Consider the following 19,713-nt stretch of genomic DNA (forward strand, 5'->3'; position numbering starts at 1 on the left):
TATATGGAAAATGCAATTCAAAAAAAGAGAAATAGAAGTGAATTTATTAATGTAACAAGTTTTACAAGACAGTCTATACTTGCTTATTTGTTACTTTGGTACATATATGAGCCTTTTGTATGGAATATACTTCAAAACACGTTTCATATTCATTCAGTAATAGAATATATTTTTAACACTATTATTATTTGTTGTTCGATTATAATAGCTCGTAAGATTAATAAAAAGATTTTTTATTTTTTAATATTATTTCTTATAACATTACTTGCGAATTACCTAGTTGTAGATTACAAGTACTATGTAATGATAGAAGGAATACAGGCATTATTTGGCATTTTCATTCCTTGTTTTTGTATCGCAAATAAGTTTTTTGATTTAGAAATATTTCTTGATAAATGGTACAAGTTTTCACTGCAAAATTTAATACTAGTTGCTATTTCGGTAGTTTTATTAAAATCTAACTTAGTACACTATTCAATATTTACAAGTATTTGTGTTCCAAATGTGTTTATCATTTCGTATAAAGTTTTGCAATCAGAAAATAAGTCGAAACTTAGAATGCCTATAGCAATGATAAATATATTAATAACTGGGTTACTTGGTGGACGAATGGCGGCAATTGTATCAGTTTTTATGTTGTTGTTAGCATATGTTTTATCAAGAAAGACGAAGCTTTGGAAAAAGGTCCTTTTGATAATTGCAATTATTTTTATCTCTTTTATGATAATTAACTATTTTCAACTAATAATACTGTGGCTAAATAATTGTATGAAAATATTTGGAATTCGTTCCAGATCTATAGAATTACTAATTACTCAATTGAGTAGTAATGAAATATATCTAACAAATAGAGACTCTATATATACATTATGCATTGAATATATAAAAAACAGAGTAGGATTACCGGGAGGGTTTGGTGTACCATTATATTTAACATCTGGAGAGTATTATTATACCCACAATATTATTCTTCAAATGTTTATTATATTTGGTGTACCTGGCACAATTTTATTGGGAATGATCATGATTATTCGTGCAATAAAGCTGAAAAGAAAGTATTCTGACAAAGCAAACAAATTATTAGGGTTCATGTTTGTTTCATATTTATTCATAGGAATGACAGGGTCTAGCATTTGGATACATTATTTATCAACAATATTTATTGCATTGTTTTTCTTTAGCAATAATTCACTACTTATAAAAAGGAGTAAAAATGTCAAATAATTTATTTAGTAAATATAAAATAATGTCTGAGGAAATGAAAGCAGCATTTTGGTATGCTGTTAGTAATATTGGTCAGAAAATTGCACCATGGCTTGTAATGATTATCTTAACACATATGCTAGCAACAACCCAATATGGAGTTTACTCTATATTTTTATCATGGACAGAGATTGTCGAAATTGTTATAACTTTACGCATATATAGTAATGGATATGTGGCTGGATTGGTTCAGAATAGTTCATCAAGAGGAGTTTATACTGCAACAATGCAAAAGTTATGTTTCTTTTTGATAACTTTTTGGTTATGTGTATATTTAATTTGTAATACTTTTATTACAAAAGTAATGGGAATTGATTTCTCTTTAGTTTTACTAATGATTATTTCTTTTTATGGTACAACAGGGTTTGGTTTATGGGCATCGCGACAAAGAGTTGATAACAATTATAGAGTAATGTTTGTAGCTACATTATTTTATGGTATATTAGGGCCAATTGCAGGGGCATTAACAGTTTTTATGAAAATAGATAACCCCATATTAGTAGTTGTTATTGTAAGGACATTCATTCAATTACTTGTAGCAATACCTTTTATTATTTCTAATATAAGAGGTCAACTAAGAAGATTCGATTTTCAATTGGCTAGGGAAGCTATAGAATATAATTTACCGCTGATACCATATTATCTTTCGATGGTTATACTAAACCAATCGGATCGTTTAATGATTCAACGTTTTGAAGGATATGAGAAAGCTGGTATATATAGCGTTGCTTATAGCGCTGCCATGATGATTTTTATTATTAGTGGCGCTCTGAATTTATCATTGCAACCTTGGCTGTTTAGAGGGTTAAAAAGAAAACTTAATGATAACCAATCTAATCTAATTACAACAGGAACGATTATTGTTGCAATTTGTGCTGTGTTTATGATTGTCCTGGCTCCAGAAGCAATTCTAATTTTAGGTGGGGAAAAATATTTAGAGGCAATTTGGATAGTACCGCCAGTAGTGATAAGTGTAATTGTAATGTTTATATATCAACAGTTTGCAAATGTACTTTTCTACTTTAAAAGCACTAGAATGATTCTATTTGCATCGGTAATTTCTGCTGCGCTTAATATAATACTTAATGCATATTTTATACCAATATATGGGTATTATGCTGCAGGGTATACAACTCTTTTTAGCTATTTGTTTGTGTTGTTCTTATACTATAAGTTTATGAAGATGACATGTTTGAAAAACTGTGTTAATAGTTTAAACTTTTTTGATATAAAAAAACAAATGTTGGTTCTTTTAGTGTTAATAATTATTGCAATATTTATGATGGCATTTTATAGAGGTGTGGTGATAAGATATACAGTATTTTTTGTTACATTGTTTATAATCTTTATAAAAAGAAGATGGTTTTTGCAAATGATTAAGCAAACAAAATTTTAGGAAGTTAGGATACTGAAAATGAAGAAGAACATTATTAAAGGAGTAGTGATAATAGTATTTATCTCTGTTGTATTTTTACTTGTAAGGATAATCAAGATAAAATATGATTTTAGAAATGCAATACATATCAAGGCAGAAAAAATTATTGATATTCCTAATATAAGTCAAAGTAATACTGGATTTACGTGTACTGGATTTTATTATGATAAAGAAAATAAGCAATTTTACGTGGGTAATGCAGGTAAAGAAAAACCAGGAGATGATATATTCAAAGCTACAATAGAAGTTATTTCTAAGAATTTTACTGATATTGAGAAATCAATAGAGTGTTATAAAATATTCCCACAAATGCGAGATATTCAAGGAGTTACAAAAGCCACTGATAATACATTGTGGATTTGCTCTTATGGAGAAAATAAGGTAAGAAACTTGGATGTTGATGGAAAACCTAAATTTGAGTTTGGTGTGAAATCACCATCTGGTATTGCATTTGATCCAGGAACAGAAAGTCTTTGGGTGCTGTCTAATGATAGACTTATTAATTATAGTACTGATGGATATGAGATAAAGAGTTTTCCAGTAAAGGTAAAAGGACAGGACCAACTGTATTTTGATGAAGTTAGTAATACTATGTATTTTACAGCTGGAGTTAATTATAAAGGTGAAAATTATGTTTATACTATAAATTTGAAAAATGGTAAATACAATCCAGTATATATACTTGAAGATTCATATGCAATTGAAGGAATCACTATTATTGATGAGTATATGTATATTTTAAATGATGGATATTATCATGATGCAAAAGAGGCAAATAATCAGGTTAATATTTATCGATTGAAAGGTGAGTAATTATATTAGGATTAAATTAAGTTATTAGGTGTCACACATAATTTATGCGTAACACCTAATAACTCCTCTAATCGCGTTGGAATAAATCCCTTGTATAAACTTTTTCTTTTATATCATCTAGACAAGGGTCATATCTATTAGCTATAATGCTTTTGCTCAATTTCTTGAATTCTTCAATGTTATTGACTACCTTTGAACCAAAGAAAGTGCTTCCATTTTCTAATGCTGGTTCATAAATAATTACAGTAGCTCCCTTTGCTTTCAAACGTTTCATAATGCCTTGTATACTGCTCTGACGGAAGTTATCAGAATTACTTTTCATTGTTAATCGATAAATTCCGATTACAACTTCTTTTTCTTGTTCTGATGAATAATCTCCATGAGAATAATAATCATAGTAGCCAGTCATATTCAATACTCTATCTGCAATGAAGTCTTTTCTTGTACGATTACTTTCTACTATGGCACTCATCATATTTTGAGGAACTTCATTATAGTTTGCAAGTAATTGTTTAGTATCCTTTGGTAAACAGTATCCTCCGTATCCAAAGCTTGGATTATTGTAATGTGTTCCGATTCTTGGATCTAAGCATACACCATCAATAATCGATTTGGTGTTTAAGCCCTTCATTTCTGCATATGTGTCTAATTCGTTGAAATAAGATACACGTAATGCTAAGTATGTATTGGAAAATAACTTTACAGCTTCTGCCTCAGTAAATCCCATAAATAATGTAGGTATATTTTCTTTTATTGCACCTTCATGAAGAAGAGCAGCAAAAGTATGAGATGCATTTCTTAGCCTCTCGTCTGTTTGATCAGTAGATACTATAATACGGCTTGGATAAAGATTATCATATAATGCTTTAGATTCTCTTAAGAACTCAGGGCTGAATATAATGTTTTTTGTGTTATATTTTTTACGTACACTAGCTGTATAACCAACTGGAATTGTAGATTTTATGACCATAATTGCATTTGGATTTACTTTTAAAACTAATTCAATAACAGCTTCTACAGCAGAGGTGTCAAAATAATTTTTTTTGCTGTCATAGTTAGTTGGAGCAGCAATTACAACAAAGTCTGCATCTTTATATGCTGTTTCAGCATCGATAGTAGCAATTAAATCCAAATCATTTTTTGCAAGATATTTTTCAATATAATCATCCTGAATAGGGGATTTCCTATTATTAATCATTTCAACCTTTTCAGGAATAATATCAACTGCTGTCACATGATTATGTTGTGCTAGTAATGTTGCAATTGATAATCCTACATAACCAGTACCTGCAACTGCGATATTAAGTGGAGAAAACTTTTTAAAAGTATCTGTAGTATCTTGGTTTACAAATAATGAAATAGGTTCAAAATCAAGAACTTCCCCTAGCTTTTCTAATTGTGGAATTGATGGAATATAATCTAGAGATTCTAAACGGCTAATCATTGCACGGTTTATATTAGTAAGATCAGCTAATTGCTGTTGTGTAATATTTTTTTCTTTTCTGGATTCTATAATTTTTTTTGCCAGAAGTAGTGATGACAATTTTTTCATGTTTATATATTTTCCTTTCTGCACCTTAAATTAATGTTATTAAAAATAACATATAAAAGGATGGTTATCATATTGAAATATAAATATTATACCAAATACTGTAATATATCTCAATAAAGATATAATATTATTTAAAAAAATACAATAAATAAAAGATTTAAAATACAAGTTGTGATGTTTTGAATAACAAAATTAATTAAAATATGATTTTTAAATATCTTATAGTTCAGCAAAATTATAATTTCATAGTATATATTTTAAGCTAATAAATCATGGGTTAATTATTACATTTTCAACATTAATTATTACATAATAAATTAAAAAATTAAAATTAGGTATGTGTGGTAAGAATAGAATTTTCGTAAAAGCACATTTTATTTTGTAAAATAAAATTAAAAGTAATTAAAAATAAAGGGGTAAACAATATATGGAATATATTAAATTACTTTTTTTATCAATGATTCCAATTATAGAATTAAGAGGAGCCATACCCTTAGGTATAGCAATGGATCTAAATCCTGTATATCTATATATAACTTGTGTTATAGGATCATCTATCATATCAGTACCAGTGGTACTAGCGTTTAGACGAGTTATAGATTTTTTTAGACATAGAAAATATTTTAATAAAGTAATTAGGTGGATTGATAAAAAAATAGAAGGAAGAGCTAAGAAGTTAAAAACTGCCAGTATAATAGGACTTATAATTTTTGTTGGTGTACCACTACCTACTACAGGATCTTGGTCTGCTTCCGCATTGGCATCTATTTTTAAGATGAGAATAGTAAATGCATTTTTTGGAATATTTATAGGAAATGCCATAGCTGGTGTTATTATGCTAACTGTTTCCATGCATGTGGCTGATGGGAGTAGTATAGAACTAATATTAATAGTTTTAGCTGCTATGATATTAGGTCTTTATTTTATAAAAAAAGAAAAAGAAATAAAAAAAATATAAGCGTAAATTAAGCTATATGATAAATAGTACATATGGCAAGGGTAAAAAGTAAATAATTAAGTAAGCTAACGTATGAGGTTGGACTTAAGGGGTACGGAGGACAATATGAGTAAAAAAGTAAAAAAGGCAATTATACCAGCAGCAGGACTTGGAACTAGGTTTTTACCTGCAACAAAAGCACAAGCCAAGGAAATGTTACCAATAGTAGATAAACCAACGCTACAATATATAATAGAAGAGGCAATAGAATCCGGTATAGAAGAAATATTAATAGTTACAGGAAGAAATAAAAAATGCATAGAAGACCATTTTGATAGAAGTGTGGAACTTGAACTTGAACTTGAAAAAAAGGGAAAATCTGACATGCTGGAAATGGTACAAGATATATCAAATATGGTAAATATACATTATATTAGACAAAAAGAGCCAAAAGGACTTGGACATGCTGTACATTGTGCAAAAAGTTTTATAGGAAATGAGCCTTTTGCAGTTCTACTTGGAGATGATATCGTAGATGCAAAAACACCTTGTTTAAGGCAAATGATAAATGCTTATGATGAATACAAAACATCTATATTAGGTGTCCAAGAAGTGGATAAAGAAAATGTAAATAAATATGGAATACTTGACGTTAAATATATAGAAAGTAGAGTATATAAAGTAAAAGATCTGATTGAAAAACCAGATGTAGAAGAAGCACCTTCAAACATAGCAATTCTGGGAAGGTACATAATAACTCCTGAAATATTTAACATATTAGAAAATCAAGAACCAGGAAAAGGTGGGGAGATTCAACTTACTGATGCTCTTCAAACTTTGGCTATAAAGGAATCTATATACGCTTACAACTTCGAAGGCAGAAGATATGATGTAGGTGATAAATTAGGTTTCTTAGAAGCTACTGTTGATTTTGCACTAAAAAGACCAGAACTAAGAGATGATTTTTGGGGATTTTTAAGAAATAAAGTAGGAAAAACAGAAAACAATACTCTAGATGAAGTGGCAGCAACTGTTTAATATAAAAAACTAATGATTTAATTTGATTAATTCAAGGTGGTAACATTTTTGTGTACACCTTTAGTTAAGTATAGAGAATAAGGGGGAGTTAATAAATGGCAGTTTTAGTAACAGGGGGAGCTGGATATATAGGAAGTCATACTGTGGTAGAATTATTGGAAGAAGGAAAAGAAGTAGTTATTGTTGATAATTTTTCAAATAGTTGTCCTATAGTTTTAGACAGAATAAAAGAAATAAGTAAAAAAGAATTTAAATTTTATGAATTAGATACTAATGATGAAATATCTTTGGAAGTAGTATTTAAAGAAAATAAAATAGATTCTGTAATACATTTTGCAGCTTTTAAAGCAGTTGGTGAATCTGTTGCAAAACCTTTAGAGTATTACAAAAACAATTTATGTAATACACTAACAGTTTTAAGTTTGATGAAAAAACATGGAGTTAATAAATTTGTTTTCTCTTCATCGGCAACAGTATATGGAGATCCACATACTTGCCCAATAACAGAAGGTTTCCCACTAAGCACTACAAATCCTTATGGAGCAACAAAACTTATGATAGAGGATATGCTGAGAGATATATGTAAGGCAGATCCTAATCTTCATATTTCTATTCTTAGATATTTTAATCCAGTGGGAGCTCATGAAAGCGGACTAATAGGAGAAGATCCTAATGGTATCCCGAATAACTTAATGCCTTATATTTCTCAAGTTGCAGTAGGAAAACTTGAACAATTAAGTGTATTTGGCAATGATTACAATACACCTGATGGAACGGGAGTTAGAGATTATATACATGTGGTTGATTTGGCAAAAGGACATTTAAAAGCTTTAGAGAAACTTGATAGTTTACCAGGGTTAGTTACTTATAACCTGGGAACAGGAAATGGCTATAGTGTACTTGATATGATAAATGCTTTTAGCAAAGCAAGTGGAAAAGAAGTTGTATATAAAATCGTAGATAGAAGACCAGGAGATGTCGCTATGTGTTATGCAGATTCAAGTAAGGCTAACAAAGAACTTGGTTGGGAAGCTAAGTTTGGTGTGGAAGAAATGTGTAAAGACACTTGGAGATGGCAGTGTAATAATCCTAATGGATATAAACAACTAGAATACTGCGAAAATTAAACTTTACATTTTTAAGGATGTATTTTGATTATATACATCATTTCCTATAATTATTAGTAATACAAGAAAATACATATTAAATAGGGGAGAAATAGTGGTGAAAATAAAAAAATGATTATAACAATGCTTACTATAATGAATATCTTCAATTTAACGATTAATAAATCTTATGCGGGAACTAATAATTTATACAGTACAGAATACATAAAAAACCAGGAGGCACAATTTATATGCAATAATTATTTTGGAAGTAGTGAAAAAGACTATGAGTATAAGAAGGGAAGCATACCAATATTAATATCTGCTCCTCATACAGTTAAACAATGGAGAAATGAAAGCTATAAAAGCGCAGATATTTATACTGGAGCACTGGCTAAAACATTACATGAATCTACAGGAGCACATATAATTTATAAAGCCAGTACTAATGGTGACGAAAATTATACAACTGAAGAAACTGAGTACCGTAAAAAAATAAAGGATATAGTTTCTAAAAATGATATAAAAGTAATTATTGATCTACATGGTATGACTTCGGACAAAGATAGCGATATAGATATAGGAACTGGAAATAGTAGTAATATTAATTTATTAGGACAAGATTACATACTATCTTTAGCAGGAAGTTCTTTAGGGAATAATAACTACACAGTTAATAAGTATTTTACTGGAGGCAAGACTCATACAATATCTGCTTATTGTGGTTCAAAACTAGGTGTACCTACATTGCAGCTAGAGATAAATAAAAAATATAGAACTTCAGACAGTGAAGAGTTTAGTTATATGGCAAATAAATTAACTGATATGATTAATGACCTTTCTAATAAAGTATGTATACCTAAGGGTAAGATGGTTAATTTTAATAAAAGTTTGAATTTACGTAGTAGTATGTCTACTGCCAATGGAACTAATATAATAGACCAAATTAGCCTTGGGACTTCAGTTGAAATATTAGACAATGTAGAAAATGGCAATATAAGTAAGGAATGGATAAGAATTAAATACAATAATAAAGTTGGATATGTAAAAAGCAATTACATTATCTTATATAATGTAGGTAAAATAATCAATGTAAATAAAAATATTCGATTAAGAAAAAGTGTGGACACTAAAAGTGACACAGTGTGTATAATACCAAAAGGATCTTATGTTACTATATTGGATAATGGAGAAAGATGTAAAGTTAAGTATAATAACAAAGAAGGATGTATTAGCAAAAAATATTTAGAGGTAATATATTCACATAGTGTAGGTAAAATAGTCAATGTAAATAAAAATATTCGACTAAGAAAAAATGTGGATCCTAAAAGTGACACAGTGATTAGAATACCAAAAGGGTATTATGTTACCATATTAAATAATGGAGAAAGATGTAAAGTTAAGTATAATAATAAAGAAGGATACATTAGCAAAAAATATTTAGCAGTAATATATTAATAATAAAAAATCCCCCTTATTAAGGGGGATTTTTATATGTATCCAATAAAAGAGCTTATTGTATTAATAGTTCTGTATTAACAAATAGAACTATAAGTATACCACAATTTCCATTAATAAAGAGAACGCATTTGTTATTTTCCTGGGAAAAGGTTTCTACTAAGATTAAAGTATAGAGAAACATAAAAATAAAAAATGTAACTTCAAATTAACTTATTAAAATAAAAGATTAAGCAATGAATTTACAAAAAATATTATTAATGACTTTGAAAGGGTGGTATTTATTATGTTAATGAACATGGCAAATTTATTAAAAGTAGCAAATGAAAAGAGTTTTGCAGTTCCTGCATTCAACATTTCATCAGAAAGTATGTTAAATGGAGTGATAGAATCTTGTGAAAAGGAGAAATCACCAGTAATAATAGCAATACATCCAAATGAACTTGCATTTACAGGAGATAGTTTTGTTGAAATGGTTAAAGATATTGCAAATAAGACAACAGTTCCTGTTGCTCTACACTTAGATCATGGTTCAGATTTTGAACAAATTCAAAGAGCTATTCGTGATGGATTCACTTCTGTAATGATAGATGCAAGTACAAAAAGTTTTGAAGAAAATATAGAATTAACTAAAAAAGTAATAGAAATAGCTCATCCACTAAATATATCAGTAGAAGCTGAGTTAGGAACAATAGGGACTACTGATGGAGATAGTGAAGGAGGAACAGATGAGATAATTTATACAAAACCAGATGATGCAGTAAAATTTGTGGAAGCTACTGGATGTGATTGTTTAGCAATAGCAATAGGTACTGCTCATGGTATATATCCAGATGGATTTGAACCACATCTAAAATTAGATTTATTAAGTGAAATTAAGTCAAAAGTTTCTATACCACTTGTATTGCATGGTGGATCAGCAAATCCAGATAGTGAAATTGCAGAATCAGTAAAACGTGGTGTTAATAAAATAAATATATCTTCAGATATAAAAGCAGCATTCTTCAAAGAATGTAGAAAAGTTCTAGAAAATGATAAATTAAGAGAACCATTAGATATTTTCCCAGCTTGTATTGATAAAATGAATGAAACAGTAGTTCATAAAATTAGATTATTTAACTCAAATGATAAATTAAAGCATTATACATTATAAAATAGGAGAGTTATGGAATATGGAATTAGTAGAAATTCTTGATGAACATGTAATAAAGGACTGTTTACAAGCGACGGATAAAATCGATGCTATCACAAAAATGTGTACATTATTACATGATAATGGATATATTTCAAATATTGAATCTTTCAAATCAGATGTGCTAAAACGTGAGGAATTGGGAGAGACAGGAATAGGCAATATGATTGCAATTCCTCATGGAAAAAGTTCAAGTGTTGAAAAAAGTGCAATTTCAATATGTAAACTAGATAGAGAAATTGATTGGGAAACATTAGATGGAAAAGGTGTAAAAGTAATCATATTATTTGGTGTGCAAGATGATGTTGAAGCAGCAAAGGATCATCTTAAGTTATTAGCACAAGTTGCACGAAAATTAGCTAAGGAAGAAGTTGTTGAATCATTAGTAAATGCCAATAGTAGTAGAGAAATAATAGAATGCTTCAGATAATCAAATAAACAGGAGGAATTATTATGAAAATAGTTGGTGTTTGTGCTTGTGTAGCAGGAATTGCTCATACATATTTAGCTCAGGAAAAGCTTATGAATGCGGCTCAAAAAAGAGGGCATACAATTCATGTAGAAACACAGGGGGTAATTGGGCAAGAAAATCCACTAAGTGAAGAAGAAATTGCAGAAGCTGATGTTGTGATTCTTGCTATTGATGTAAGTATATCAGGAAAAGAACGATTTAAAGGTAAAAAAGTACTTGAAGTTCCTACAAAGACAGTTGTTCATTCATCAGATGCATTAATTAAGAAAATAGAAACTATGCTAGTAAAATAATGTAAGAAGTATTAAAAAATTCGGAGGGGATTTTAGGATGAAAAATTTACAGGCAAAGAAACATATGATGACTGCAATTGCATATTTGATTCCGTTTGTTGCATCATCGGGGATGCTAATGGTAATCGGGAATATTTTCGGTGGCACAAGTGTAGAAGCATTAAATGCTTCTACAAGCTTACCTGATTTGCTTACTACATTAGGTGGTACTGCTTTAGGTTTCATTCCAATAATTATTTCTACAGGTATTGCTTACTCTATAGCAGATAAGGCAGGGATAGCACCTGGGGTTGTTTTAGGATTACTTTGTAAAGTAGATGGATACGGTTTTTTAGGAGGGTTAGTAAGTGGATTCCTGGTTGGTTATCTTACAAAATGGTTATTAAAAGTAATAAAAGTTCCTAAATGGGTACAAGGATTACTGCCACAACTTATTTTACCACTATTAGTTGCGTTAATAGTTGGTACAGCTATGCAATATGTTATAGGAGTTCCAATTACTTGGTTAACAAACACAATTACCAATATGTTAATGTCAATGCAAAACAATCCTGGTGCGGCTGTTATGTTTGGATTAGTAGTTGGTGTGCTATCTGCAGTTGATTACGGGGGGCCTATTAATAAGGTTGTATTTACTTTTGCTGCTGGGCTACTATCAGAAGGTATTGGTGGACCAATAGCAAACCTAATTCAAGCAAGTATGATTGCTCCATTTGGTTTAACTATAGGATATTTTATATCTAGAGGAACTGGAAAAACTTTATTCTCAACAAAAGAAGTAGATGCTTTGAAATCAGCATTTGTAATGGGATGTTTCCAAATAACAGAAGGCTCATTTCCGATTATATTAAATGATTTAGCACGTATTACAATTTGTACAGCGTTGGGGGCTGGAACAAGTGGAGCATTGATTGGATTATTTGGAGTTTCATCTAGTGTTCCATCAGGTGGGTTCTTAGCACTTCCAGGTTTAAATAAACCATTAGAATGGTTACTTGCATTATTAGTAGGATCTATAGTATTTGCTATTGCATTACAGTTTTTAAAACATAAACCGGAAGAGCAAGCTGTAGAAGCGGAAGAAAATATAGATTTAGATGGATTAACATTTAGTGAATTCTAATAATTAATACTGTTAATACAGTTTATATGGACAAATAGTTATTAAATTTAATGATTATTTGTCCTACTTATATGTGTTAAAAATAATGAAGGTGATAAATAATGTCAATAAAGTTGATGGATAAAGTCTATTCAAAAAGAGATTTAAGAACTCATTTTGGAGATTACTCATCTGTTGCAGGAGTTCGTAGATATTCTTTATTAGAAGGCAAATCTAAAGGCTGTAATATTATAGAAATTGCTACAGGAAGTGGATTAATCTTTGAAATCAATGAAACAAGAGGTATGGATATAGGAAGATGCAGTTATAAGTCAGTTCCTATTGCATATCAAGGATACAACAAAGAAGTACATTCTAATTATTATGAAACATTTGCAGATGGATGGTTAAGAAGCTTTTCTGGAGGATTGTTGGTAACATGTGGGTTAAAATCCATCGGTTCACCAGAAGAAGACAATGGTGAAATTCTTCCACTTCATGGTCGAATATCAAATACACCAGCAGAAAGAGTAAATATAGAAGAATATTGGGAGGGTGAAAATCTTTACTTTAAAGTATCTGGCAAAGTACGTGAATCCAAAGCTTTAAATTATAACTTAGAACTAAAACGTACAATTTTAGTTCAAGCAGGTACAAATAAAATTATTCTTAATGATATGGTAGAAAATCTAGGATTCAATGAAGAAGAATTTATGTTACTTTATCATTTTAATATAGGTCATCCCATACTTGATAAAGAAGCTCAACTATTGATAAATTCCAAAGAAGTAGTTCCACGAGATAAAAATGCAAAAAAACAAAGTGAGTCTTATGACTCTTACCTTGAACCTACACAAGATTATAAAGATATTGTGTATTATCACAACTTAGAGGATAATAATGATTTCTGTACAGTAGCAATTGTAAATGAAGAAATTGGTATGGGAATAACTTTAAAATTCAACAAGTCACAACTAGATTGTTTTACTCAGTGGAAATTTACGGGACTAGGAAATTATGTTGCCGGAATTGAGCCAGGCAATGCACGTGTAAACGGTAGAAGTATAGAGCGAAAAGAGGAAAGATTAAAAACAATTAAGAGCGATGAAGAGAAACACTTTTCTATAGAAATAGAGATTTTAACATCAAATGAAGAAATTGACTCATATAAAAATAAATATATTTTTAGGAGGAATATAATATGAAAAGATCTGAAATAAACAGTGCTATAGAATATGTAATTGGGAAATTAGATAACTTTAAATTACCATTACCACCATTTGCCTACTATACACCTAATCAATGGAAAAATTTAAATGAAACTGAAAAAGAATTAGTTGATAATATGTTAGGATGGGATGTTACAGATTTTGGAACAGGGGATTTTATGAAAGTAGGTCTAACTGTATTTGTATTCCGTAATGGTAACTTTTATAATAAGAAAGAATATCCTAAATCATACTGTGAAAAACTTCTTTATGTACGTGATGGACAAAGCCTTCCATATCATTTCCACTGGGGTAAAACAGAAGATATAATTAATCGTGGTGGTGGTGATTTAGAGATAACAATTTGGCAGTCAGATGAATGTGAAGGGTTTACAAATAAAGATGCAATAGTTACATTAGATGGTAAAAAAGTTACTGTACAAGCAGGAGGTAAGGTTATTCTTAAACCTGGGCAAAGTATTACACTTGTACCTTATCAGTATCATATGTGGCAAGGGGTACCAGGTACAGGAGATGTTATGTTATTTGAAGTATCTACTACAAATGATGATAATGTGGATAATCGTTTTTATAAACCACAAGATAGAATACCAATTGTAGAAGAAGATGCAGAAACAAAATATTTGATGTTTGCAGATTATAAAAATTATGTAAAGTTTTAGTGAATAAAATATATAAAAAGTGGCTTCTGTAGGAAGTCACTTTTTTAGGAAAAAACAAAGTATATTAATAGGGTATATTAGAATTTCTTTTGTAAAACAGAAGGTTCTTGGTATTTTTTTTAATAATTTAATGTGATATTATTATAATAATACATTAAAAAGGGGCTGCTTATATGGATATACTAACATGTAGACAAGTTGATTTTATTAAATTAATGTTAGAAGAGCATGAATATAAACCAATAAAATATTTCACAGAAAAATTAAATGTGTCTGATAAAACATTACAAAAGGACTTAAAGATTATTGGTAATTATATTATTAAATTTAATATTCAAATAGAAGCTAAAAGGGGATATGGGATATTAATTGACAGTAATGCTAGCTCTAATATTGAATTTATAAATAGTTTAAATATTAATTTAAAGGATAAAAATAGCGTTTCAGTAGAGCAAAGAAGAGTAGAAATATTAAAAATGTTATTATTAAATTCAAAGTCTAGCACGTCAATAAATCAATTATCTGAGAAGTACTATGTTAGTAAAACATCTATTGTCAATGATTTAAGATATATTGAGGAATGGCTAAAAAAATATAATATAAAATTAAGTAAAACTTTGGAAGGTACTAAAATACTGGGAAAAGAAACAGATATAAGAAAATCTATAGCTAGTTTATTGGAAGATATATTGGATCAAGATAGTTATGAAAACGATTTACCGGATGTTACACGAATTGAGCTAGCAACTTTTTCTGCTTTATCAAATATTTTTGATTTAGATTCTATTATGTTTATAGAAAACATAATATGGGAACTTGAAGAAAGTTTAGATTATACTATTAGTCAACCATATTATATAAACCTAATAACGCATATATTAATTTGTATTAAGAGATTAAAGGAAGGTAATCAAATAGAGTCCAATGAAGACAAGATAAAAACACTTGATAATTTAAATGAAAAAGTATATGAAAATGTTATAAATTTAATTGATAAAATACATGAAAGATATAGTGTTTCTGTAAGTAATGAAGAGATTTACTATATATACAAGTATATCGTTTCTTCTGGATTTGGAAACACACTTGATAATAATATATTTATATCTGAAAATTATATAAATAATAGTGAAGAAGTAACAAATATGATGATAGATACAATGTCAGAATTTCTTAATATAAACTTACGAGAAGATGAATTATTGCAAAAAGGTTTACTATTACATATAAAACCAATGTTAAATAGGTTAAATTATGATATTCAAATAAAAAATCCATTATTAAAGGAAATAGAAGAAAGATTTAGTGAAATATTGGGACTATGTAGATTATCTATAAAATTAATATCGCCACACTACAATATAAATAATATAAGTATAGATGAGATTTCGTATTTAGCGACTTATTTTCAAGCAGCAGTAGAAAGAAGTGTTAGTAGTAAGAGAATATTGGTTGTATGTCATAGTGGTTATGGCACATCGCAGTTGTTATCAACTAGACTAAAGAGGGCTTTCCCTCAATGGACCATAGTAGATATTGTATCATTACATAAATTAGGTGATATAGACATGAAAGATATAGATTTTATTGTATCTACTGTAGATATAGACATAAAAGATAAAATGTATATAGTTGTATCGGCCTTATTAATGGAGAGAGATATTAATAATATTAAAAACATACTTATGAATGCATCATCAGAAAATAATAATATAGATTTTAATAATTTAGCGCTCGAGATGGAAAAAAACATATATTTTAACGGAAATTATAATGAAGAAGTAGATTATATATTAAGAAATACAAAATTAGAGCAGGTTAATTTATCAAAATTTTATAGAATTTATATTAATACTTCATATAAAGAAAATAAATTAATAACTAATATAGATAATAAAAACAAATCTATTTCTCTCTATATATTATGTAATAATTACGACTACCTCAAAGAAATTTTACTTGATATATATAACTTATTTATTTGTAAAAAATATATTAATTATATAACAGTATGTGAAAGAGAAGTTGATATCATAAAGTTATTTAAACATGTAATAAGGGAGAGTATATATGAGTATTAGAGATATAGTTAGTAATGATTGTATAGATTTAGATATAAAATATACCACAAAAAAAGAAATACTAGAAGAATTAATAAAAAAGCTACACAAAAGTGGATTTATTGCTGATAAAGACAAATTTTATGAAGATTTATGTTTTAGAGAAAAAGAAGGTTCAACTTCAATAGGAAATTACATAGCAATACCTCATGGACAATCAAGTTATGTTAAAAGGTTTTCTATAGCAATAGGTAGGACTAACTTAGACGTTCAATGGGAGGATGAGGATAATTTTCCAGTGAGGCTTATTATTCTTTTTGCAGTGCCAGATTCTGGCGACTCAAAAGATGAACTTCGTACAATGGCTCAAATGTGCAGGAAATTAGCTGATGATGATTTATGTTATAAATTATTAAAATCTCAAAATTATGATGAGATAGTTGAAATATTTTCTTAAAAATATATAATGAAACTTTTGTGAAATGAATTTTTGGATTATTATAAAAATTAAAAAAATAAACCACTAGGTCATGTTTTACAATCTAGTGGTTTATTTTCTATAAAGGATAATAAAATCCTGTTACTATATTGTTTTTTAAATAAACTGCTGAAGCAAGAATTATTATACAAATTATTATAAAAGTAAAGTCCATACCTTTTAATTTTTTATAGCTATACCATGTTCTTTTCTTTTTCTTACCGAAAGATCTTAGCTCCATAGCATTTGAAATGGTTTCGATTCTTTTAATAGAAGAAGAAACTAGAGGAACAAATATTGTAGTATAGTTTTTCAAAATCTCACTTATACTACCTTCATTTTTATGGAAAGCTAGCCCTCTTGCTTGCTGAGCGTCTAAAATATCCCTGTATTCACGTTGAACATCTGGGATATATCTAAATGCAATGTTTACAGCATAAGCTATCTTATAAGGAATACCTATTTTGTTTAAACTACTGGCAAATTCACTTGGATGTGTTGTGAATATAAATATGGCAGTTATAGGCATTAATACTGCATATTTTAATGATATAGTTAAAACATAGAATAGAGTTTCTTTGTTTATATATGAATATCCTATGTTGATTAATTGTGTATTTGTACCTACTAATTCACTTCCGTATTGTGGGGTGATTAGTAGTATAAAAATAACATTTATTATATTGAAAATAACCATCATCCATAGTAGTGGTTTTAATGTTTTTGATGGTATTTTTGAAAAATAAAGCATTACAGCACTGATTAATGCCATAGCTATAAACACTCTTATATCAAGAAACATTACTGTTATAATTGTCCATGTAAGAAATAATAGTATTTTGCTTACACCACTTAATCTATGAAAAATAGAGTCACCCTCAATATAAAGAGTTTGGGCTCTACTCATTGTATTTCACCTGTCTTTCGTAATCTATAAAGAATTGTACAAAATCATTTGTATTTTTTATGCTAACTGCTTTTGCTAAAGTTGATAATGACGTTTCTTTTAAGTTTGCTTGTTTTATAATATTTTTATCAGTTAAAATGTATGATGGTTTATTATCTGCTATTTTTTTACCATTAGAAAGTACTACAGCTCTGTCACAATATTCCAGAGTTAACTGCATATCGTGAGTTATAAGAATTATGGAAATTCCCTTGCTTGCCAAACATTTTACAAATTCCATAAATTCTGTGTAGTGTTTGTAGTCTTGTCCAGCAGTTGGTTCGTCAAGAATTATAACATCTGGATTTATTGCCAATATGGAAGCTATAGTTACTCTTTTCTTTTGCCCATAGCTAAGGGCTCCAACAGGCCAATTCCTATATGGATATAAACCGCATATTTTTAACACTTCTTTAACTTTTGTATCAATTTCTTCCTTAGAATATCCTCTGCATTTTAATCCTAGACCAATTTCATCTTTTATCATATGTTGAGATATCATTTGATTTGGATTTTGCATTACATATCCTATAGAAGAGCCTCTTTTCTTTATGCTCCAAGAGTCTATACATTCATTATTTAAACATATACTGCCTTCTTTGTATTTTAAAATGCCTGTTATAAGTCTACATAAAGTTGATTTTCCTGCACCATTATTTCCAACAACAGCTAAGATCTCGCCTTTATTAACATAAAAAGAAATATTTTCTAAAGTATTTTTATTTTTGTTATGAGAAAAAGTTAAATTATTTATCTCAAGGATTTTCTCTTCATTATTATTGTCCTTTATAGAAGCATTTTTAGAATTATTCTCTAACCAATTTTTTATATTTTCCTTAGATTCTTCATCCAAGTTATTAAATTCCCTTAAATTATTTATATTTTCCAAATTACAATTTGCATATTTCATAGCTGATACGTAAAGAGGTTCTCTAAGTCCACTTTTTTCTAATAAATCTGATTTTAAAATTTCATCAGGTGTACCAATAGCTTTAACTTCACCTTTGTCTATAATAATAACTTTATCAAAGGGTTGTTCTAGAACATCTTCTATTCTATGCTCAACTATTATAATAGTTTTATTTGTTTTTTTATGAATATCATTTATTAATTGCATAATTTCTTTTCCAGAGGCAGGATCTAGATTTGCCAAAGGCTCATCAAAAAGTAAGACATCAGCATTACTTCCAAGAACTCCAGCAAGAGAAACTCTTTGCTTTTGACCACCAGATAATTCATAAGGACTGTGATTAATAAAATCAACCATATTTACTAATTCCAGTGCATTAATAACTTTAACTTTCATTTCGTTAAGAGGAATAGCATCATTTTCAAAACTAAATGCCACATCTTCACCAACACAAAGACCTACAAACTGAGAGTCTTGGTCTTGCATGATTGTACCAATTTTTTTACTTATATCTGATAAACTTTCTTCGTAAGGTTTAATATTGTCTACTATAATTGAACCTTCCATTTCACCATTGTATGAAAAAGGAATAAGTCCATTTAAACAATGAGAAAGAGTGGATTTTCCAGAACCACTTGGCCCTACTATTAAGACTTTTTCACCCTTATTTATAGTAATATTTATATCCTTTAAAGTTTTATCAACTACATTATTATATTTAAAACTAAAGTTTTTAAAACTTATCATTATATTCTCCTTATTTTTTA

General features: G+C 28.8%; 18 protein-coding genes. 15 read left to right on the plus strand and 3 right to left on the minus strand.

Features of this window, described 5'->3' with window-relative positions:
• Positions 1 to 3: 3 nt before the first annotated feature.
• From TEGL_RS05045 to TEGL_RS05055, 3 genes are read left to right on the plus strand one after another with little or no spacing between them, the layout of a single operon-like run.
• Positions 4 to 1,224, plus strand: coding sequence for an O-antigen ligase family protein (locus TEGL_RS05045; RefSeq protein WP_018589098.1), 1,221 nt, complete (start codon positions 4 to 6; stop codon positions 1,222 to 1,224).
• Positions 1,214 to 2,659 carry a lipopolysaccharide biosynthesis protein gene (locus tag TEGL_RS05050; protein WP_018589099.1) on the plus strand — a complete coding sequence of 482 codons (1,446 nt, stop codon included), beginning with the start codon at positions 1,214 to 1,216 and terminating at the stop codon, positions 2,657 to 2,659. Before TEGL_RS05045 ends, TEGL_RS05050 begins: the two co-directional genes overlap by 11 nt.
• 18 nt (positions 2,660 to 2,677) lie before the next feature.
• Positions 2,678 to 3,511 carry a hypothetical protein gene (locus tag TEGL_RS05055; RefSeq protein WP_018589100.1) on the plus strand — a complete coding sequence of 278 codons (834 nt, stop codon included), beginning with the start codon at positions 2,678 to 2,680 and terminating at the stop codon, positions 3,509 to 3,511.
• Between the two features lie 67 nt (positions 3,512 to 3,578).
• Here the strand turns inward: TEGL_RS05055 and TEGL_RS05060 are convergent, their stop codons facing one another.
• Positions 3,579 to 5,063 (minus strand): nucleotide sugar dehydrogenase, encoded by a 1,485-nt coding sequence (locus TEGL_RS05060; protein ID WP_018589101.1) that lies wholly within the window; start codon positions 5,061 to 5,063, stop codon positions 3,579 to 3,581.
• A 427-nt stretch (positions 5,064 to 5,490) separates the two neighbouring features.
• Between TEGL_RS05060 and TEGL_RS05065 the strand changes: the two genes are divergently transcribed.
• The 12 genes from TEGL_RS05065 to TEGL_RS05120 all read left to right on the plus strand — a co-directional run bounded on the left by TEGL_RS05065 (position 5,491) and on the right by TEGL_RS05120 (position 17,069).
• A complete protein-coding gene (locus TEGL_RS05065) occupies positions 5,491 to 6,021 on the plus strand; it encodes a COG2426 family protein (protein ID WP_018589102.1) in 531 nt (176 codons plus the stop codon).
• Positions 6,022 to 6,126: 105 nt separating this feature from the next.
• Complete coding sequence (gene galU, locus TEGL_RS05070; RefSeq protein WP_018589103.1) at positions 6,127 to 7,038, plus strand: UTP--glucose-1-phosphate uridylyltransferase GalU; 912 nt, start codon at positions 6,127 to 6,129, stop codon at positions 7,036 to 7,038.
• 95 nt (positions 7,039 to 7,133) lie between these two features.
• Positions 7,134 to 8,165 (plus strand): UDP-glucose 4-epimerase GalE, encoded by a 1,032-nt coding sequence (galE, locus tag TEGL_RS05075; protein WP_018589104.1) that lies wholly within the window; start codon positions 7,134 to 7,136, stop codon positions 8,163 to 8,165.
• Positions 8,166 to 8,276: 111 nt separating this feature from the next.
• The gene (locus tag TEGL_RS05080) at positions 8,277 to 9,602 is read left to right on the plus strand and encodes an SH3 domain-containing protein (protein ID WP_018589105.1); all 1,326 of its coding nucleotides are present in this window, start codon (positions 8,277 to 8,279) and stop codon (positions 9,600 to 9,602) included.
• A gap of 286 nt (positions 9,603 to 9,888) precedes the next feature.
• Positions 9,889 to 10,755 (plus strand): ketose-bisphosphate aldolase, encoded by an 867-nt coding sequence (locus TEGL_RS05085; RefSeq protein ID WP_018589106.1) that lies wholly within the window; start codon positions 9,889 to 9,891, stop codon positions 10,753 to 10,755.
• Positions 10,756 to 10,774: 19 nt separating this feature from the next.
• Positions 10,775 to 11,224, plus strand: a complete 450-nt coding sequence (locus TEGL_RS05090) for a PTS sugar transporter subunit IIA (protein ID WP_018589107.1) — start codon at positions 10,775 to 10,777, stop codon at positions 11,222 to 11,224.
• Positions 11,225 to 11,247: 23 nt separating this feature from the next.
• On the plus strand, positions 11,248 to 11,559 hold the full coding sequence (locus TEGL_RS05095) for a PTS fructose transporter subunit IIB (protein WP_018589108.1): 312 nt from the start codon (positions 11,248 to 11,250) through the stop codon (positions 11,557 to 11,559).
• A gap of 37 nt (positions 11,560 to 11,596) precedes the next feature.
• The gene (locus TEGL_RS05100; protein WP_018589109.1) at positions 11,597 to 12,682 is read left to right on the plus strand and encodes a PTS fructose transporter subunit IIC; all 1,086 of its coding nucleotides are present in this window, start codon (positions 11,597 to 11,599) and stop codon (positions 12,680 to 12,682) included.
• Between the two features lie 101 nt (positions 12,683 to 12,783).
• The gene (locus tag TEGL_RS05105; RefSeq protein WP_018589110.1) at positions 12,784 to 13,866 is read left to right on the plus strand and encodes an aldose 1-epimerase family protein; all 1,083 of its coding nucleotides are present in this window, start codon (positions 12,784 to 12,786) and stop codon (positions 13,864 to 13,866) included.
• Positions 13,863 to 14,552 carry a D-lyxose/D-mannose family sugar isomerase gene (locus tag TEGL_RS05110; RefSeq protein ID WP_018589111.1) on the plus strand — a complete coding sequence of 230 codons (690 nt, stop codon included), beginning with the start codon at positions 13,863 to 13,865 and terminating at the stop codon, positions 14,550 to 14,552. The genes TEGL_RS05105 and TEGL_RS05110 overlap by 4 nt, the downstream gene beginning before the upstream one ends.
• 173 nt (positions 14,553 to 14,725) lie before the next feature.
• Positions 14,726 to 16,633 carry a BglG family transcription antiterminator gene (locus tag TEGL_RS05115; RefSeq protein WP_018589112.1) on the plus strand — a complete coding sequence of 636 codons (1,908 nt, stop codon included), beginning with the start codon at positions 14,726 to 14,728 and terminating at the stop codon, positions 16,631 to 16,633.
• Positions 16,623 to 17,069 carry a PTS sugar transporter subunit IIA gene (locus tag TEGL_RS05120; protein ID WP_018589113.1) on the plus strand — a complete coding sequence of 149 codons (447 nt, stop codon included), beginning with the start codon at positions 16,623 to 16,625 and terminating at the stop codon, positions 17,067 to 17,069. The genes TEGL_RS05115 and TEGL_RS05120 overlap by 11 nt, the downstream gene beginning before the upstream one ends.
• 100 nt (positions 17,070 to 17,169) lie before the next feature.
• On the opposite strand, the gene TEGL_RS05125 is transcribed toward TEGL_RS05120, so the two are convergent.
• Positions 17,170 to 17,997 (minus strand): energy-coupling factor transporter transmembrane component T family protein, encoded by an 828-nt coding sequence (locus TEGL_RS05125; RefSeq protein ID WP_018589114.1) that lies wholly within the window; start codon positions 17,995 to 17,997, stop codon positions 17,170 to 17,172.
• Positions 17,990 to 19,693, minus strand: a complete 1,704-nt coding sequence (locus TEGL_RS05130) for an ABC transporter ATP-binding protein (RefSeq protein ID WP_018589115.1) — start codon at positions 19,691 to 19,693, stop codon at positions 17,990 to 17,992. Before TEGL_RS05130 ends, TEGL_RS05125 begins: the two co-directional genes overlap by 8 nt.
• Between the last annotated feature and the right edge of the window lie 20 nt (positions 19,694 to 19,713).

The sequence above is a fragment of the Terrisporobacter glycolicus ATCC 14880 = DSM 1288 genome (assembly GCF_036812735.1).
GTDB classification, from domain to species: Bacteria; Bacillota; Clostridia; order Peptostreptococcales; family Peptostreptococcaceae; genus Terrisporobacter; species Terrisporobacter glycolicus.

Bases quoted from the DNA above. Each gene is read 5' to 3' on its own strand.
- TEGL_RS05120 (WP_018589113.1), top strand. From the start codon at position 16,623: ATGAGTATTAGAGATATAGTTAGTAATGATTGTATAGATTTAGATATA.
- TEGL_RS05100 (WP_018589109.1), top strand. From the start codon at position 11,597: ATGAAAAATTTACAGGCAAAGAAACATATGATGACTGCAATTGCATAT.
- TEGL_RS05060 (WP_018589101.1), bottom strand. From the start codon at position 5,063: ATGAAAAAATTGTCATCACTACTTCTGGCAAAAAAAATTATAGAATCC.
- TEGL_RS05065 (WP_018589102.1), top strand. From the start codon at position 5,491: ATGGAATATATTAAATTACTTTTTTTATCAATGATTCCAATTATAGAA.
- TEGL_RS05110 (WP_018589111.1), top strand. From the start codon at position 13,863: ATGAAAAGATCTGAAATAAACAGTGCTATAGAATATGTAATTGGGAAA.
- TEGL_RS05080 (WP_018589105.1), top strand. From the start codon at position 8,277: ATGATTATAACAATGCTTACTATAATGAATATCTTCAATTTAACGATT.
- galE (WP_018589104.1), top strand. From the start codon at position 7,134: ATGGCAGTTTTAGTAACAGGGGGAGCTGGATATATAGGAAGTCATACT.
- TEGL_RS05115 (WP_018589112.1), top strand. From the start codon at position 14,726: ATGGATATACTAACATGTAGACAAGTTGATTTTATTAAATTAATGTTA.
- TEGL_RS05085 (WP_018589106.1), top strand. From the start codon at position 9,889: ATGTTAATGAACATGGCAAATTTATTAAAAGTAGCAAATGAAAAGAGT.
- TEGL_RS05125 (WP_018589114.1), bottom strand. From the start codon at position 17,997: ATGAGTAGAGCCCAAACTCTTTATATTGAGGGTGACTCTATTTTTCAT.
- TEGL_RS05130 (WP_018589115.1), bottom strand. From the start codon at position 19,693: ATGATAAGTTTTAAAAACTTTAGTTTTAAATATAATAATGTAGTTGAT.
- TEGL_RS05050 (WP_018589099.1), top strand. From the start codon at position 1,214: ATGTCAAATAATTTATTTAGTAAATATAAAATAATGTCTGAGGAAATG.
- TEGL_RS05105 (WP_018589110.1), top strand. From the start codon at position 12,784: ATGTCAATAAAGTTGATGGATAAAGTCTATTCAAAAAGAGATTTAAGA.
- galU (WP_018589103.1), top strand. From the start codon at position 6,127: ATGAGTAAAAAAGTAAAAAAGGCAATTATACCAGCAGCAGGACTTGGA.
- TEGL_RS05045 (WP_018589098.1), top strand. From the start codon at position 4: ATGGAAAATGCAATTCAAAAAAAGAGAAATAGAAGTGAATTTATTAAT.
- TEGL_RS05095 (WP_018589108.1), top strand. From the start codon at position 11,248: ATGAAAATAGTTGGTGTTTGTGCTTGTGTAGCAGGAATTGCTCATACA.
- TEGL_RS05055 (WP_018589100.1), top strand. From the start codon at position 2,678: ATGAAGAAGAACATTATTAAAGGAGTAGTGATAATAGTATTTATCTCT.
- TEGL_RS05090 (WP_018589107.1), top strand. From the start codon at position 10,775: ATGGAATTAGTAGAAATTCTTGATGAACATGTAATAAAGGACTGTTTA.